General features: G+C 76.6%; 9 protein-coding genes. 1 reads left to right on the top strand and 8 read right to left on the bottom strand.

The window, feature by feature from the left end; translation table 11 throughout:
• Positions 1–20: 20 nt before the first annotated feature.
• The 6 genes from ACIBPC_RS13005 to ACIBPC_RS13030 form a co-directional block, all read right to left on the bottom strand.
• Complete coding sequence (locus tag ACIBPC_RS13005) at positions 21–1,703, bottom strand: AMP-binding protein (RefSeq protein ID WP_398843675.1); 1,683 nt, start codon at positions 1,701–1,703, stop codon at positions 21–23.
• 148 nt (positions 1,704–1,851) lie between these two features.
• A complete protein-coding gene (locus ACIBPC_RS13010; RefSeq protein WP_398843677.1) occupies positions 1,852–3,663 on the bottom strand; it encodes a hypothetical protein in 1,812 nt (603 codons plus the stop codon).
• Entirely contained in the window at positions 3,660–7,202 is a 3,543-nt protein-coding gene (locus tag ACIBPC_RS13015; RefSeq protein WP_398843680.1) for a DUF5682 family protein, read from the bottom strand. Before ACIBPC_RS13015 ends, ACIBPC_RS13010 begins: the two co-directional genes overlap by 4 nt.
• Before the next feature lie 6 nt (positions 7,203–7,208).
• Positions 7,209–8,396, bottom strand: coding sequence for an AAA family ATPase (locus ACIBPC_RS13020; protein WP_398843682.1), 1,188 nt, complete (start codon positions 8,394–8,396; stop codon positions 7,209–7,211).
• Positions 8,393–13,378 (bottom strand): hypothetical protein, encoded by a 4,986-nt coding sequence (locus tag ACIBPC_RS13025; protein ID WP_398843685.1) that lies wholly within the window; start codon positions 13,376–13,378, stop codon positions 8,393–8,395. The genes ACIBPC_RS13020 and ACIBPC_RS13025 overlap by 4 nt, the downstream gene beginning before the upstream one ends.
• Positions 13,375–14,229: a DUF4132 domain-containing protein gene (locus ACIBPC_RS13030; RefSeq protein WP_398843688.1), complete on the bottom strand. Its 855-nt coding sequence runs from the start codon at positions 14,227–14,229 to the stop codon at positions 13,375–13,377. Before ACIBPC_RS13030 ends, ACIBPC_RS13025 begins: the two co-directional genes overlap by 4 nt.
• A gap of 103 nt (positions 14,230–14,332) precedes the next feature.
• Here ACIBPC_RS13030 and ACIBPC_RS13035 point away from each other — a divergent pair, with 103 nt between their 5' ends.
• Positions 14,333–15,337, top strand: a complete 1,005-nt coding sequence (locus ACIBPC_RS13035) for a Gfo/Idh/MocA family protein (protein WP_398843690.1) — start codon at positions 14,333–14,335, stop codon at positions 15,335–15,337.
• Positions 15,338–15,371: 34 nt separating this feature from the next.
• Here ACIBPC_RS13035 and argH read toward each other — a convergent pair whose 3' ends face one another.
• A complete protein-coding gene (argH, locus tag ACIBPC_RS13040; RefSeq protein ID WP_398843692.1) occupies positions 15,372–16,817 on the bottom strand; it encodes an argininosuccinate lyase in 1,446 nt (481 codons plus the stop codon).
• Positions 16,814–16,936 carry a hypothetical protein gene (locus ACIBPC_RS13045; RefSeq protein WP_398843693.1) on the bottom strand — a complete coding sequence of 41 codons (123 nt, stop codon included), beginning with the start codon at positions 16,934–16,936 and terminating at the stop codon, positions 16,814–16,816. Before ACIBPC_RS13045 ends, argH begins: the two co-directional genes overlap by 4 nt.
• Between the last annotated feature and the right edge of the window lie 143 nt (positions 16,937–17,079).

The raw sequence follows: 17,079 nt of genomic DNA on the forward strand, positions 1-17,079 counted from the left end.
CGGGGGGTGGCTCGGGAGACTCACCGTACCCGGCGGGAGCCCGGGGGCGGGGCGGCCGCCGGGTGGGTGTCGGGGGATGCGGCGCGCGAGCGGCGCGCCGTGGTTCCCGCCGCGTCAGGCGTGCTGAGGGCGCGGAGCAGCTTCTTGTCGGGCTTGCCCGCGTCGGTGAGCGGCAGTGCGGCGGTGAAGTCCACGTGGCCGGGCTCGTACATGGCGCCCCGGCCCTCCCGTACCCAGGCCCGCAGGTCGTCGGCGGTGACCGCCGCGCCAGGGGCGGTGACGACGGTGGCGTGGACGCGTTCGTGGCCGCCTTCCCCTTTCACGCCGTAGACCGCGCACTGCCGTACGGCGGGGTGGGTGGTGAGGAAGTCCTCGAGTTCGGTGGTGTACACGTGTCCGCCGACCACCGCGATCATGTCCTTGATCCGGTCGACGACGCTCAGGTAGCCCCGGTCGTCGAGGAGGCCGAGGTCGCCGGTGTGCACCCAGCCGTTCCGCAGGACCTGCGCGGTCAGCTCCGGGTTCTTCCAGTAGCCCTCCATCAGCCCGCCGGAGCGGACGCAGATCTCCCCCACCTCACCGGCCGGCAGGGCGCGGCCCGCCCGGTCGCGGATCTCGACCTCGACCCCGGGCACCGGGCGCCCGGCCGTCCGCAGGACGTCCGGGCGGTCCGGGTCGTGTTCGGCGGCGGGCAGCACGCTCACCGCGCCCGCCTCGAACTGGCCGTAGCCCTGCTGGAGGACGGGGCCGAAGCGGCGGACCGCCTCGGCGATGCGGGTCGGGGAGGAGGGGGTGCCGCCGTAGGTGATCCGGCGGAGGCTGGAGGTGTCGGCGTGCTCGGCGTCCGGGTGGTCGAGCACCTGGTACAGCAGCGGGGGAAGCAGCATCATGTCGGTGATCCGCTCGCGGGCGATCGTGCCGAGGATGTCGGCCGGGTCGAAGGCGTAGTGGAGCACGACCGTGCCACCGGCGGAGAGCGTGCCGTCCGCGATGAACCCGGCGGCGTGGGACAGCGGCGTGCACACCAGGTCCCGCCGCCCCGTCCCGCTGAACAGCTCGCGCGTCTGCGCGATCCCCTCCTGCATCCGCGCGAACGTGCTCCGCACTCCCTTGGGGTGGCCGGTCGTGCCGCCCGAGTGCCGGATGAAGCACAGGTCCCCGGGGCGGGCGGCGCTGGTCACGGGGGTATCGGGCTGCTTCGCGGCGAGCGCGAGGAGGTCCTCGCCCAGGTCTCCCGCGCCGGGCCCGCCCGGCTGCGTCTCCTCCTCCGCCCCGGCGGCGCCGAGCAGCAGCACGTGCGGCATCGGCGGTAACGCCCGCACGAGTGCGGCCGCCCTGCCGGCCAGACGCGGGTCGACGACGAAGGCGTACGTGTCGACGTCGGCCATCATCAGAGCCTGCACGTCGGCGGCGAGCCGGTTGTAGAGGTGGTTGTAGTGCGCGCCCAGCAGGTTGACCGCGTACCGCACGGCCATGGTCTCAGGGAGGTTCCCGCACAGCAGCGTCACGGTCCGCCCGGGGCCGACACCGCGTTCCCGCAATGCCCTCGCCAGCCGGTGGACCAGGGAGCGGAAGTCACGTGCGGTGAGGCGCTGTCCGCCGCTCACGAGCACCGGGCGGCCCGGTGTGTCGTCCAGGCCGTCGAGGATGATCTCGACGTAGTTGCGGAATCCGGGCGGCGGAGGCGTGGGAGACGAGGGCAAGGGCGGTGTCCTTTCCGGCGGTGCGGGCCCCGGGGCTGCCGGTGGGCGTGCTCGGCACGGAGAGTCTGTCCCGCTGCCTTCCCGGCCACGCGCCGCCGGGCGAGCGGCCGTGGCGGGCGGCGCTGCCGCGGATCAGGTGGGGCGCCCCTCAGAGGCCTCCCTGTGGAGGATCCGCGTCCTGCCAGGCGGCGGCGCAGAGTGTCCGTGCGGCGCTGTCCGCGTAGAGCGACGCCGCGAGCCAGGCGCGGGCGAAGCGGTCGGCGTCGGCGGGCAGGAGGCGCCCGAAGACGTCGCGGCCGCGGTCGGCGGCGGCCCGGTGCAGTTCGCCGAGGAGCGCGGCGCCGGTGCGCAGGCCCGCCGCCCGGAGGCGGTGGGCGTCGGCGCCGTCCCGTCCTGGCAGGGCGAGGGTGCGGCGGCCTGCGGCGGCGGCCTGGTCCGTGCGGCGGCGCAGGATGTGCAGCGGTGCCTCCGCGGCCTCGGCCATGCCCGTCGCGCCCGGGAGCGGGCGGGACGGCGGGAGGTCGCTGCGCTGGAGCCGGTCGTGGCCGATGTCGGTGTGGCCGGAGCCGGGAGGGGTGCGCAGGACGTTGTCCCGGCCGGGTGGGCGGCCCGCCGCCAGGAGGGCCAGGCGGGGGTGGGCGGCGGGGATGATCCGGCCCACGATCCGCAGGGCGAGGCCGGGGGCGGCGGCGAGCAGGCGCAGGTTGTCCCGGTGGGCGAGGGACGGGTGGTCGTCGGCCGCGATGAGCCGCAGGGGCAGGCCGCCGCAGTCCGCCACCAGCACCTCGCCGCCGGTCTCCCGTAGAGCGCCGAGGACCGTGACGTCGAGGAACAGCAGGTCCGCGCCCGGGGGGCGCTGCGGTTCTGGGAGCGCGAGGGCGTCGAGGGCGCGGGCCGCCTGGGCGGCGGGGGGCGTCGACCAGAGCTGGTCGAGCGGCGCCTCGCCCCAGGCGGCTCCCGTGGCCCGTACGGCGCGGACGGCCGCCCCGGCGCCGAGCCTGCCGTCCGGGGTGACGGTCGCGCCGGACAGGGCGAGGCCCGCGCGGGACAGCTCGCGGTGCGTGAGCGCGGTGTCGCCGAGGCGCACGGTGCGGGTGACGGCGGTGGCGGCCCGTTCCGGCCCGCCCGGCATGACGTCGGGGACGGTGTAGAGGCGGCCTTCGGCGTCCGCCGTCCAGGTGACGGCCCCGGCGTGGCCGCTGTCGGCGAGGACCGGCTCGGTGAACAGGCCGTACAGGCGGAGCGAGCCGCCGGGGCGGTACGTCCTGCGGGCGGTGCCGCGCAGGGCGGCGGTGTCGTGGCGGGCTGTGTCGTGGGGGTCTGCGCGGGTGAGCGCGTGGGTGGTGTGCAGCAGTTCGGACAGGGCCGTGGTCAGGTCGGCGAGGCGGTAGGCGGGGTCGGCCGCCCTGGCGGCGCGCAGGCGTCCGACGACGGTGATGGCGGCGGTCGCGGGGCGTGGCAGTCCGGTGAGGCGTGCGGTGTGGGCGGCGCCGAGCAGTTCGGCCTGGAGGACGGCGCCCGCGCCGTCGATGCCCGCTTCCAGCGCGGACGCGGCGGCGTTCCACAGGCTGCGGGCGGCGGCGAGCTGTTCGGGGGTGAGCGGCTGCTCCTGGGGAGTGGCGGGTTCCTCGGGGGCGGTGGTCGTCGCGGGGGCAGGGACGGCGATGTCGGCGACGGGTGCGGCGGTGGCGATGGCGGCGCGGTGCACGCAGGCGGGTGCGAGGAGGCACGCGCAGCGGATGTCGTCGGGTGAGGTGATCCGGCCGGTGGGGGCGTGGAGTTCGAGCGCCGTCCCGTCGTCGATCCGCACGCGTACGGTGTCCCCCTCGCCGGTGCGCGGGAGGCCGGCGAGCTTGGCCGTGGCGGCGTCGAGGCGCTTGCGCAGGCGGGGGCTGAGGGCGGCGACCAGTCCGGCGGTCACGGCCGGGGCGACGGGGGGCAGCGGCGGTGTGCCGGTCATCGGATCTTCTCCCCTACCCAGCGGGCGAGTTCGAGGGGGCTGAGGGCCGCGACGGGCATGCCCGCCGTGACCAGCTGCCCCGCGACGGCGGTGGAGTAGCGCGGCCTGCCGGAGTCGTCGAGCCCGGCGACGCCCAGCAGGTGGCCGCCGCTGTCGGCCAGGGCCCTGACCTCGGCGAGCAGGCCGCCGAGCGGGTAGCCCTCCTCGAAGTCGCTGATCACGACCGTGAGGGTGCGGGACGGCGTGGTGACGAGGGAGCGGGCGTGGCGGAGCGCGGCGGCGATGTGCGTGCCGCCGCCGACCCTGACCTCCAGGAGCAGCGCGAGGGGGTCGTGGACGTGGCCGGTGAGGTCCATGACCTCGGTCGAGAAGGCCAGGAAGTGGGTGCTCAGGGTGGGAACGCCCGCCAGCACGGAGGCGGTCAGCGCCGACCAGATGGTGGACGGTTCCATGGAGCCGGAGACGTCGGTGAGGATGATCAGCCGCCAGTCCGCCGACTTCCTGGCGCGCGTGCGGAACACCGGGTGCTCGGGGACGATCCGGACCGTCCCGTCCCGCTCGCGGCGGGCGGTGGGGAGGTTGGCCCGGAGGGTGGCGGCGAGGTCGAGCGCGCCGCCGGGGCGGCGGCTGGGGCGGGGCAGTGTGGTGCCCGTCAGGGCGGGGCGCAGGCGGGTGGCCAGCTCGCGGGAGAGTTCGTCCACGAGGCGGCGGGCCAGGGGGCGCAGCGCGGCGAGCCGGGCCTCCGGGAGGCCGCCCGCGTGGCGGAGCACGGTGTGGAGCAGTTCGACGGAGGGGCGGACGTGCTGGGGGTCGAGGGCCAGTGCCGCGTCGGGGCGTCCCGCGTCGGCCGCGGCGGCGAGGACCTCCTCGCGGACGCCGGGGCCGAAGAGGGCGGCCAGTTCCTCCGACCACGCGCGGACACCGGGGAACGGCGCCTCCCGTCCCCCGCCGCGGCCGGGGACGAGGTCGCCGCGCGCGCCCTCGCCGCGGCCCGCGCCGTACAGCTCGTCGAGGGCGGTCGCGAGGCGTGCGGCGCCGGGTGAGAGGCGGTCGGAGCGGCGGCCGAGGACGAGCCGCCAGCGGTCGGCGGGCGGCAGGGCGTCGTCGGGCGGAGGGGTGGGGCCGGGCGGGGAGCCCGGTGCGGGGTCCTGGGCGGATGTCTGTCCGGCCGGGGCGGTCGTGGTGGGGAGCAGGCCGAGGGCGGCGAGGGTGTCACGGGCCGTCAGGTCGGCACGGGTCCACTGCTCGGCCGTGGCCGCGCCGATGTCGGCGAGCGGCGCGATCCGGTCCCCGAGCCGTTCCTCCACGACGCCCAGCAGCCGGTCGCGGGCGGCGGGGCTGAGGGTGTCGAAGCCGCCGCGCAGGGCGGGCAGCCGGTCGAGGAACGCCCGTTCCGGCAGGCCGGTGACCCGGTCGAGCAGGGGCGCCAGCGCGGACGGCGCGGCTTCGAGGAGCGGCCCGGCGGCGGTGAGCAGGCCGGTGAGGCGGGCGGTGAGCGCGTCGCGGGCGGCCGGGGTGGTGGCCGCGTCCACCCAGGAGGCGACGCGGTCGCCCAGCTCCTCGGGGGTGGCGTGCCCGAGGAGGACGCGTACGGCTCCGGCCGCGCCGCGCATCAGCGGGGAGCCGTCCGCGGCGAGGGCGGCCAGCTCGGCGGTGAGGCGGAGGCCGCCGGACGCGTCGGCGCGGTGGGCCAGTTCGACGAGGGCGCGGGCGTCGGCAGGTTGGGTGGAGCCGGTCAGGCCCGCGATCTGGCGGATGGCGGCCGTGGTGAGGAGGTCGGCGACGCCGTGGGGGCCCGTGGTGTCGGCGGGTACGCGTCCGGCGGCTGTGAGGCGGTCGAGGAGGGCGAGGGCGGCGAGGAGTTCGGGGAGGGTGCCGGAGGCGGGGAGGACGGCGCGCAGTTCGGTGAGCCGTTCGGTCACCAGGGGGTCGAGGGCGCAGCCCGCGGCCTGGTCGAGTCCGGTGAGGACCTGGGCCGCCGTGGGGCCGCCCGCGTCGCGTTCGGCGCGGTGGCGTTCCCTGAGGGTGCCCTCCGCGGCCTGGGCGGCGCTCACGCCCCGGACGGTGGCGGCGGCGAGCATGGCGGCGGTCGCCGGGGTCCAGCGGACCTGCCAGCGGGTGGTGAGGGCCTCGGTGCCGCCGGGTCCGGTGACGGTCTGCTCCTCCGCGTACGGGATGCCGCAGACGACCAGGCGGCGCAGCAGGATGTCGCGGCGGCGGTCCAGCGGGGTGCGCGCCGGATCGAGGCGCAGGTCGCGTGCCGCGGCCGGGGTGTCCGGCGGGGCGGGCAGGCCAAGTTCGGCCAGCTCGGCCTCGACGGCGGGGGCGAGGCCGCCCCGGGGGGCGCCGGGGGCGGGGCTGCCCGTGCGGGAGCCGACCAGGACCTCTTCGAGGGCGCGGGAGACGGCGCGTCCGCGTCCCAGGGGTTCGCCCTGGGCGAGGGTGGTCTGCACGGCCTCGATCAGCTCGCCGCGGCCGGGGGCGGGCAGGCCGCGGAGGGCGGCCAGGTCGGTGGCGAGGCGGGTGATCTCGGTGGCGTCGGCGGGGCCTGACGGGTGGTCCTGGGCCCGCAGGCGGGCGCAGATCCGTACGGCGGTGCGGGTCAGGGCGTCGTGCAGGGCCGCCGGGTCCCCGGCGGCGTCGAGGACCTGCTGCTGCCACTCGGGGTCACGGATGCCCGCCGGGTAGCCGGAGCGTTCGTCGAGGAGCGCGTAGGTGTAGGGGATGAGGGAGACCGTGCACGGCCTGGGGGGTACGGGTTCGGGCGGGGTGTCGCCGGTCAGCGCGCGCCGGGTGAGGGCGGGGGTGTGGAAGGCGCCGACGACCGCCGCGACGCGCTGTCCCTCCGCCATGGCCTGGCCGATGCGGTGGCGCATCCAGTGTTCGCGGCGCAGGTCGAGCGCGTCGACGCCGCGGGAGTGCGCGGTGTCGTGGCGAAGGGCCCAGCCGGTGAGGAGGGCGGCACGGCGCAGGCCCTCGGGGGACGAGCCGGGGGCGCCGACCTCGACCAGCCGGTCCCACAGGTCGTCGCCCGCGCGGCCGGTGAGGCGGGCACGCAGGGCGTGCCGCAGTCCGGGGCGTGCGGGGTCGGCGGGGGTGTCGGTGCCAGGGGTGTCGGCGGGGGGTGTGCCGGGTGGGAGGCGCCATGCCGGGTCGGCGAGCGGCAGGTCGGCCGCGACGGCGGGGACGCCCCGGCGGGCCGCCCAGCGGAGGGCGGCCAGCTCGGGAGAGAAGTCGGCGAACGGGTAGAACGCCGGGTCGGGGTTCGCCTCGCCCTGGGGCACCGCCGCCAGGGCGACGGGGGCGCGGGTGTCCTCGTGGGCGAGCCAGCCCGTCAGGTCCTGGAGTTCGGCGGGCAGTTCGACGAGCAGGACGTCGGGCGCGGCGGCGTCGAGCAGGTGCGGGACGGCCGCCGCGAGCGACGGGGCGTGGTGGCGGACGCCGATCAGGTACGGCCCCGCGGGATCGGTGAGATCGCGCAGGGCGTCCTCCGGCACCGCCGCGCCGTCGGCGGGCCGGTGCTGCGGGGGTACGGGCATGGGCGGTCAGTCCTCCAGTGCCGGGCGCAGGTCCCACAGGGTGCGCCAGGTGGCGGCGCCCTGTTCGGCGCGCCGCCGCACGACGGCGTCCCAGTAGCCGCGCAGGCGGGCGGCGTCGGCGGGTTCGTCCTTGCGGACGACGCCGAGCAGGTGCCCCGGCAGCAGGCCGAGGACGTCGCGTTCCGACGGGAAGTACGCGGCGGCCAGGGCGAGCGAGCCGGCCACCGACACGGCCTCGGCCGTGCTCATGACGCTGCTGGGCCGTTCGACCTCCCAGCCCTCGGCGGAGCGGCCCTCGCGCAGGTCGCGGAAGGCCGTGACGAGGGCTTCGAGGACGGCGTCGTCCACCTGGTAGGGGGCGCCGGAGCGTGCCACGGCCGCGCGGGACTGGCGGCGTACGAGGGCGGTCTCCGCGTCCGGGTCGGCGATCGGGCCGATCGTCTCGAAGTTGAAGCGGCGCTTGAGGGCGGCGGACATCTCGGAGACGCCCTTGTCGCGGAGGTTGGCCGTGGCGATGAGGGTGAAGCCGTTCGCCGCGTGCAGCTGGGCGGCGTCCGTCCCGGCCAGTTCGGGGACGGCGACGCGGCGTTCGGACAGCAGGGAGACCAGGGCGTCCTGCACCTCGGGCAGGCAGCGGGTGATCTCCTCGACGCGGGCGACCGCGCCGGTGGTCATGGCAGTGAGGACCGGGGAGGGGACGAGGGCGTCGGGTGTGGGGCCCTGGGCGAGGAGGAGGGCGTAGTTCCAGCCGTACTTGAGCTGGTCCTCGGTGGTGCCCGCGGTGCCCTGGACGGTGAGCGCGCTGGTGCCGCAGACGGCGGCGGCGAGCAGTTCGGAGAGCATCGACTTGGCGGTGCCTGGCTCGCCGACGAGGAGCAGGCCGCGTTCCCCGGCCAGGGTGACGACGCAGCGTTCGACGAGGGCGCGGTCGCCCACGAACTTGGCGCCGATCTCCTTGCGGGCCGGTATGCCTTCGGGTGCGCCCGCCGTGTCGGGCAGGGTGAGCGGGCGGCCTTCGCTGCCCATGACGAAGGTGACGACGGCGCGGGGCGTGAGCCGCCAGCCGGGCGGGCGGGCGCCGGTGTCGTACGCGGCGAGGAAGGCCAGTTCGTCGGCGAACCGCTCCTCCGGCGGGGTGATCTGCCGGTCCGCCGCGGGGGCGGGGGGCTGGACGGGGCGCGGTGCGGTGGTCATCGGCGGGCCTTCCGGGTGGCGCGGGTGACGAGTTCTTCGTAGGCGGGTGCGTCGCCGTCCGTGACGCGCCGCCAGGCGTGGCGGAACAGCTCGGCGACGGGGACGAGCGGGACGGCGCGGGCGGCGGTGGGCAGCGGGTAGAGGCCGCTCTTCCAGGTCTCCACGGGGAGGGCGGGCGCCTTGAGGTCCGCCCAGCCGCCGGGGAGGAACAGCGTGCGTCCGGCGCGGGAGCGCTGGGCCGTCACGACCAGGGGGGTGCCGGCGAGTTCGGCCGCCGCGCGTCTGGCCCTGGCGGGGCGCCAGCCGGTCCAGCGGGCGCGGTTGCGGTCGGTGGGGTCGGGCAGGGCGAGGAGCTGGAGGTAGAGGACGGCGGCGTCCTCGCCCAGGCCGTGCGCGGCGGCGACTTCGGCGACCAGGCCGGGGACGCTGCGGGCGGGGTCCTGGGCGTGTCCTGGCGTCCCGGCGCCGGTCGAACGTACGGCGCGTGCCAGGTCGTCGCCGAGAAGGGCGCGCAGGGCGATGAGGGAGTCGTGGCAACGGGGGCCGACGAGTCCTTCGATCAGGCCGAGCGCCGGGTCGTCCGGGCCCTTGACGCCCGCCGGGCGCAGCCAGGTCGCCTCGGTCGAGCCGTACCAGGGGAAGGCGACGAAGGCGTCGCCGATCCTCGTGAGGCCGTCGGGGCCCGCCCCGCCGGTCTCGGGCAGGCCGTGGACGCGGCGCAGCTCCTTCGCCGTGGCGGCGCCCTTGTCGGTCCACTCGATGTCCACGTCGAGGACGAGGCCGGGGTCGGCGAAGCGGTCGCGCAGCGCGTCGAGGGCTGTGGGGAGCGCGGCGCGCAGGGGGTGCTCGTCGGGGAGGGCGTAGGCGAGTGCGGCGAGGGAGCCGACGGCGCGGGGCAGGACGCCGTGGCCGGGTACCGCCTCGGGGTCGTCGGGGGTGGGGCGGTTGTGGGCGTCGAGGGACTGGCGGGTGGTGCGGCTGAGCCAGGGGGTGGTGGTGGGGTTGAGGACGGCGGCGGCCACGCTGTCGAGCCGCATGTCGAGGGCGATGTCCTCGGGCACGAGGTGGCGTCCGCCGAGGTGGTGTGTCCAGACGCGGGCGGCGGCGGCCGTGTCGGCGCCGGTCTCCCAGAGGGCCTCGGCGCGTTCGGGCAGGAGCGCGGCCACCACCTCGTGGCGGGCCTCGCGGGGGAGGCCGTCGAGGAGTCCGGCCGCCACGCCGGTCTGCCCTGCCTTGGTGCCGAGGACGGCGAGGACCGCGGCCGGCTTCTCGGCGGGCAGGGCGGCGAGCAGCAGCGCCGACTGCGCGGGGCCGAGCCGGGTGGCCTCGGCGAGGCGTGTGACGGCGTCCGGGGCCCAGGGGGCGGGGCCGTTCTCCCGTACGAGGCGGACGATCCCGGTGAGCCGGTCGGCGGGGAGCCGGGCGGGGATGACCCGGTCGGCGCCGACCGTGAAGTGGGCGACGGGGCCGAACGCCCCGGACGGGTCGTGGTCGAGCGCGTACCAGGTGGACCTGTCGCCGGTGCGGTCGAGGTTCCGGGCGCCGAGGACGACCACGGTGCGCTCGCCCTTGCGCAGGACCTGGCCGCCGCGCGAGTGGCCGCTGCCCTTCTCGGTGAGGTCCACCGCGCGCAGCGGGCTGTCCCCCGCCAGCGGGCCCGCCGCGACGGCGGAGAGGAACAGCAGCAGGGCCTCCCGCTCGTCGTCGGGCAGGACCGGGGTGGTGGCGCGGTAGGCCAGGGCGGGGAGGGCGAGGAGCGCGCCGTGCCATTCGTGCGCTGCGGCGGGGCCGGTGGCGGCGTCGCTGGTCCAGCCGCCTGGCAGGGTCTCGTTGCGGTGGCGGGCGGGCAGCGGCTTCCCCGTGGCCGGTCCGCCCGCCAGGAGGTGGCCGGTGGCGAGGACCTGCTGGAGGACGGACCAGGACCCGCGGGTCCAGTGCCCGGCGAGGCCCGGCCCTTCGAGGCCGCTCAGGGCGTCGCGGAGGGTGCCGTTGGTGCCGTGCGGCGGCCGGTGGTCCTCGAACATGGCGGCGGCGGCCTGCCGCGCGGTGGCCGTGACGGGGTCGGTGAGCCGTTTGACGGCCGCGGCCAGGCGCTGGGTGAACAGGGCGATCCCGGCGACGCCCCTGCGGAGGCGGGCGTCGGCCACTCCGGTCAGGACGGATGCCACGGCGGTGTCGAGCGCCGCGTTGCGGGAGGCGATGCGCTCGGCGGTGGCCGGTTCGTGTCCTGCGTCCTTCGCTTCGCGGGCCAGGCGGTCCTGCTCGTCGCCCGCGGCGGACACCGCGGCGACGAGCCGGGCGGCGGCCGCGTCGTCCGTGGCGCGCAGGGCGTGGGAGCCCGCCTCGTCACGGGGCCGGAGCGCGTGCCAGAAGGGCAGGGGCGGCACCAGCGGCGTTCCGGCGGCGAACTCGCCGCCCGGCGTGCCCGGTTCGAAGGTGGCGGCGGCGTCCCGGGTGAGGTCGGCGGCGTCCGGGGCGAGCCCGCATTCCGGGCCCGCGACGAGCACGGGGGACGCGCCGCCCGGCAGGCGCAGGCGGCCGACGGGCAGGGCAGGGGCGGCGGTGGAGCGCGTCCCGGCGAGCCGTCCGGCGACGGTGGCGGTCCTGCCGTCCGTGCCGCCGGCCGTGCGGGTCCCGGTCTCCTCGTCCGTCCGCACCCAGGCACCGAGCAGGCGGCCGTCCGTGCCCAGCGGAGTGCCCTCGTAGCCAGGGAGCAGCGGCATCAGGGAGCAGCGGTCGGGGTGGAGCCTGCCGCCGTCCGCGACGGCGCGGCTGAAGAAGGCGGGCAGCGAGGCGCGGCCGGTCTCGCCGGTGGCGGGGTCGAACTCGTGCCAGGCCGCCCGCCCGTCGCCGAACTCCAGGCGCCAGAAGCCGGTGCCGTCGGTGACGATCCTGCGGTGCGCGGCCACGGTGGAGTCGCCCGCGTGCAGGGGACGGCCGCCGCTGGTGCGTCCGCCGTCCGGAAGGGGGAGGGAGACGGTGGTGCCGCCGTTGCGCGGGTGCCGGGCGCCGTCGCCGGTCAGCTCGAAGATGTCGGCGGGACGGGCCGACCAGTAGGCGCGCTGGGTGCCCTGGTGCCACCAGGTGACGAGCAGTTCGCCGTCGGTCCAGTGGAAGGACGGCTGCTCCCAGCTCAGCTGGTCGGGTATGCGGACGTCGTGCTCGTACAGGATGCGGTCGGGGCCGACGACGACGGCCTTGACGGCGTTCCCGACGACGAGCGCCGGCCATGCCTCGCACAGGACCAGGCTCTTGTGGCCCCTGCCGAAGTGGACCTCGGGGAAGAGGCCGAGCGCCTCCTCCAGGGCGGGCCAGCCCAGTTCGTCGGCGATGCCGGTCCGCAGGGTGGTGGCGACCAGGGGCGCGAGGTCGTGTGCGGCCAGGGCGGCCGTGGCCTCGGGCGCGACGTCGGCGGCGACGGGGGCGAACGGGAGCAGGGCGTCCACGGCGGCGCGCGCCGGGGGGAGGCCGCGTGCGGCGAGGAACGTGCCGGTCCTGGCGGTCAGCCATTCCCGCAGGACGCCCCGCAGGACGGGGTGGGCGGCGACGGTTTTGAGGCGCGCCGTGTTGTGGCGGTCACCGACCGCGCCGACGGCGTCGTGGAGCAGCGGGCCGAAGCGGGCGTCGGCCACGACGGCGGCGAGGTCGCGGCGTTCGGCCTCCGGGGCGTCGAACCAGGTGTCGAGGGAGATCGTGAGGTCGTCGCCCGGATCGGCGACGGGTATGCCCGCCGCGAGGCAGACGTCCAGGAGTTCGAGGTCCACGCCGCCGCGCCAGCCGCGCCCGTGGCAGATGGCGGCGGGTGTGCCGTCGGCGCGCAGGCGGGGTGCCATGCGGGCGACGAGGCCGTACGTGCGGGGCGAGCGGCGGGGGCCGCGCCAGCCGGAGCCGAGGTGCCTGGACCAGCGGGTGAGCCAGTCGGCGGGGGTCGTCACGGTGTCCCCGCTCGCGGCGTCCGGGTGAGCGGGCCCCTCGGTGAGCAGGGTGTCGGCGCCCGTGTCGGCGAGCAGCCGGAGCCAGATGTCGTCCCCGGTGTCGTCGCCCGACGCGAGGCCCGAGGGCGTGATGGCCAGCAGCCGGGCACGTGTCCCAGGCTGTTCGGCCGCGAGCGCGGCCAGCTGGTCGTGGTAGCCGGTCCAGAAGGTGCGCGGCGCCCAGTCGACGGCGGGGGACGCGAGCAGTTCGGTGAGCAGGCCGCGCTCCTCTGCGGCGACGTCGAGCCCCGTGGCACGCAGGAGCTTGCGCGCGTCGCCGTGGAGCGAGGAGTACGGCGGGAGACCGGCGGCGCAGCGCTCGACGGTCAGGCGGCGGAACTGCTCCCAGGCCGCGGCCGGATCGAGGCGGCGGACGAGGTCGCGGACGTGGTCCTTGAGCGCGGTGACGGTGAGGGCGCCCGCGTAGGCGAATTCGAGGAAGACGGCCCGCTGGCGCTCCTCGTCCACGGCGAGGCCGTGGACGCGCTCGGCGGCGCGCGCCTTGCCGAAGAACGTCGCGGCGTACCGGGTGTTGTCGTGGCCGAGGAAGACGCGGGCCGCCTGCTCGTAGAAGGTGGGGAGGAAGTGCGGGGCGGAGCGGCCGAGCTGCTCGCCGAGTGCCTCGAAGGCGTCCTTGGCCGCGCCCGCGCGGGCGGCGGCCATGCGGGAGAGCCGCTCGATGTCCTGGACGAGGGCGAGGGCGTGGTGCCCGTTGGCCGGGTCGTTGACCAGGGCCCAGGCGGGGAAGCCGAGCGTCTCGCGGCGGACGCGGCCGACGACGGGCGTCCGGGGCGCGCGGGCGAGCCCGAGGTAGTCGAGCGCCAGGTCCTCGGCCTCGCCGAGCGTGCGGGGCACGAGGCGGACCACGGCCCGGTCCCCGAGGGCGGGGTGGAGGTAGGTGCGGGCGGTGAGGTCGTCGGCGGTGTCCGCGGCGGCGGTGCCGGTGGTGCCGTCGGCGGCGCCGGCGGGCAGGATCGCCCCGGCGTCGAGGGCGTGGTCGGTGCTCATCGGGCGTCCTCCGTGGTGTCCGTGTCGCGGCCGGCGTACAGGGCGGCGGCCATCCGCATGCCCTCCGACCAGGCGACGGGGCCGGTGTCGGCGGGGCGGACCCGCTTGCCGTCGGGGGTGTTCCAGGTCAGGGGGCCGGTCTCGGTCTCGGACCAGCCGTCGAAGTCGCCGAGCCAGACGCGGGCTTCGAGGGTGCGCCCGTCCTCGTGGACGGAGCAGACGGCCTGGCCGCCGCGGACGCGGTAGCCGAGCGAGACGGCACGGCCGGTGAGGAAACGCAGCTGCTTGTACCGGCCGCCCGCGTAGGTGCTGACGGCCGTGAGGGAGGGGTCGGTGTCCTCGCGGCGCCACACCTCGCGGTGGAGCTGGCCGATGCCCTGCCTGAGGTCGAGTTCGGTGGCGAACTCCCGCAGCTCGTCGAGGTCTTCCAGGAGGACGGGGTGGGGTATGCGCAGGGTCGTGGCGGTGGTCCTGACCGTGTCGCCGTCGAGGTCCACGAGGCCGATGCCGCGGTCGGGGTCGGCGTCGCGCAGGAATCCGGCGACGGCGCCGGACGGGTCGGTGACGACGAGGTCGCGGAGCGCGGCCTGCCAGGAGGGGTCGGGCCAGACGCCGACCAGGACGTCGGTGGGGACCGGCAGGGAGCGGATCATCCAGCGTTCGGCGGTGGCGACGCACTCCCGCCCGTGCCGGGCGAGCCATTCGGCGAGCTGGCGGAGCTGGACGACGGCCGGGTCGTCGGCGAGCTTGCCCGGCACGGACTTCAGGCGGCGGCCGGCCCTGTTGCGGCAGACGACCCTGCCCCCGTCGTCGAGGGCGACTTCGTAGTCCCCCGCGCTGATCCACCCCATGCGTGACTCCTGGTGATCGCGTTTCCTTACGATGATCGAGACTGTAGGAGCACCCACTGACAATCGGCGCCGCCGGTGTCGGGGACCGGCGGGAAGGAAGCGTGTGGACGGCGTTGCAGGGGATCTGACGGGGCGTCCGGTGCGGTGGGGCGTCGTGGCGACGGGCGGTATCGCGGCGAAGTTCACGCGCGATCTGGCGGCGGAGCCGGACGCCGAGGTGGTGGCCGTGGCGTCGCGGACCGAGGCGTCGGCCGCCGCCTTCGCGGAGCGGCACGGCGTCCCGGCGGCGTACGGCGACTGGGCGGCGCTGGCCGCCGACCCGGTGGTGGACGCGGTGTACGTGGCCACGCCACACAGCGCGCACCACGACGCGGTGCGGCTGTTCCTGGAGGCGGGCAGGCCGGTGCTGTGCGAGAAGCCGTTCACGCTCGACGCGGCCGAGGGCGGGGAGCTGGTCGCGCTGGCCAGGGAGCGCGGTGTCTTCCTGATGGAAGCGATGTGGATGTACTGCAACCCGGCGATCCGGCGCATGGTGGAGCTGGTGCGCGACGGCGCGATCGGGGAGGTCCGCGCGGTGCACGCCGACTTCGGGATCGACCTGCCCCCCGACCCGTCGCACCGGCTGCTCGACCCGGCGCTCGGCGGGGGCGCGCTGCTCGACCTGGGTGTTTACCCCGTGTCGTTCGCGCAGCTCGTGCTGGGCGAGCCGGCGGACGTCACCGCCTGGGCGCGGCTGCGCGGTGGCGTGGACACGCACACGGGGATGCTGTTCGGCTACCCGTCGGGGGCCATGGCGGCGCTGACGTGCTCGCTGGTCGCCGACACGGCGCGCACGGCCGTGGTGACAGGCTCCACGGGGCGCGTCGAGTTCCACCGCGGCTTCTTCCACCCGCGCGGTTTCACGCTGCACCGGGAGGGCCGCGCCCCCGAGGAGTTCTCGGAGGCGGGCCCGGCCGACACGCTCGCGTACGAGGCGGCGGAGGTGGCGCGCTGCCTGCGGGCGGGCGAACGCGAGTCGCCCCTCGTGCCGCTGGACGGCTCGCTGGCCGTCATGCGGACGCTCGACACCGTGCGGGAGCGGATCGGCCTGCGCTACCCCGGGGAGTGACGCGGGCCGGTCCCGCCCACCGCGTCACACGCCGTCAGGCGGGGTCGGGCGCGACAGAGAGGGGGCGTGCGGCGATCCATTCGCGCTGCCGCACGAGCCCGTTCCTGACCTCGCCGAGCTGCACGGCGACGGCGGAGGGTGCCGTGCCGCCCCGGGCGGAGCGTGCCGCCAGGGAGCCCTCGACGGTGAGGACCGTGCGGACCTCGGGCGTCAGGTGCGGCGAGATCTTGGCGAACTGCTCGTCCGTCAGGCCGTCGAGTTCGATGCCCTCGGCCTCGCAGACCTTGACGCACTCCCCCGCGACCTCGTGCGCGTCGCGGAACGGCACGCCCTGCTTGACCAGCCACTCCGCGATGTCGGTCGCCAGGGAGAACCCGGCGGGCGCCAGCTGTTCGAGCCGCTCGGTGTTGACCGTGAGGGTGGCGAGCATGCCGGTGAACGCGGGCAGCAGGACCTCCAGCTGGTCGCAGGAGTCGAAGACGGGCTCCTTGTCCTCCTGGAGGTCGCGGTTGTAGGCGAGCGGCAGGGCCTTCAGGGTGGCCATGAGCCCGGTCAGGTTGCCGATGAGGCGCCCCGACTTGCCGCGCGCCAGCTCGGCGATGTCGGGGTTCTTCTTCTGCGGCATGATCGAGCTGCCGGTGGAGAAGGCGTCGTGCAGGGTCACGAAGGAGAACTCCTTCGTGTTCCAGACGATGATCTCCTCGGCGATGCGGGAGATGTCCACGCCGATCATGGCGGTGATGAACGCGAACTCGGCGACGAAGTCGCGCGACGCCGTGCCGTCGATCGAGTTGGCCGCCGAGCCGCCCTCGAAGCCCAGGTCGGCGGCGACCGCCTCCGGGTCGAGGCCGAGGGACGAGCCCGCCAGGGCGCCGGAGCCGTACGGCGAGACGGCGGTGCGCGCGTCCCACTGCCGGAGCCGCTCGGCGTCCCGGGACAGGGCCTGGACGTGCGCCAGGACGTGGTGGGCGAAGAGGACCGGCTGCGCGTGCTGGAAGTGGGTGCGGCCGGGCATGGCGACCCCGGGGTGCGCGTCGGCCAGCGCGATCAGGGCCTCCTGCACGTCGGCGACGAGCCCGGCGATGATCCGCGCGTGGTCGCGCAGGTACATGCGGAAGAGGGTGGCGACCTGGTCGTTGCGCGACCGGCCCGCGCGCAGCTTGCCGCCGAGGGCGGGGCCGAGGCGCTCCAGCAGGCCGCGTTCGAGGGCGGTGTGGACGTCCTCGTCGGCGACGGTCCCGGTGAACGAGCCGTCCGCCACGTCGGCGGCGAGCCGGTCGAGGCCCGCCAGCATGGCCGTCAGCTCGTCGGCGGTCAGCAGCCCGGCGCCGTGGAGGACGCGGGCGTGGGCGCGCGACCCGGCGATGTCGTAGGGCGCGAGCCGCCAGTCGAAGTGGACGGAGGCGCTCAGCGCTTCGAGCGCGGCGGCCGGGCCGTCGGCGAACCTGCCGCCCCACAGGCGGACGTCGTTGCCGCTCACAGGGCGCCCTCCCGCCGGGCCGCGCTCCCGCCGGACAGCCCGGGGGCCTCGGCGCACCCCTCGCCCGTGTCGTAGAGGGCGGGGCCTCCCTGCTGGGCCAACACGACGCGCTCGGTCACGGGTTGTCTCCTTCGATCCCACACACTGAACAGAATAACTATGCAGCACTCTGCATGATTCGTCAATCCAGCCGTTCCGGCCGCCGCGCGCCGCAGGTCCCCGCGTGCCGTCCGTCCGCGCGCCCGTCGCTGGCTATGGTGGC

Origin of the sequence: Streptomyces sp. NPDC049879 (genome assembly GCF_044461265.1) — a bacterium.
Taxonomy (GTDB): Bacteria; Actinomycetota; Actinomycetes; order Streptomycetales; family Streptomycetaceae; genus Streptomyces.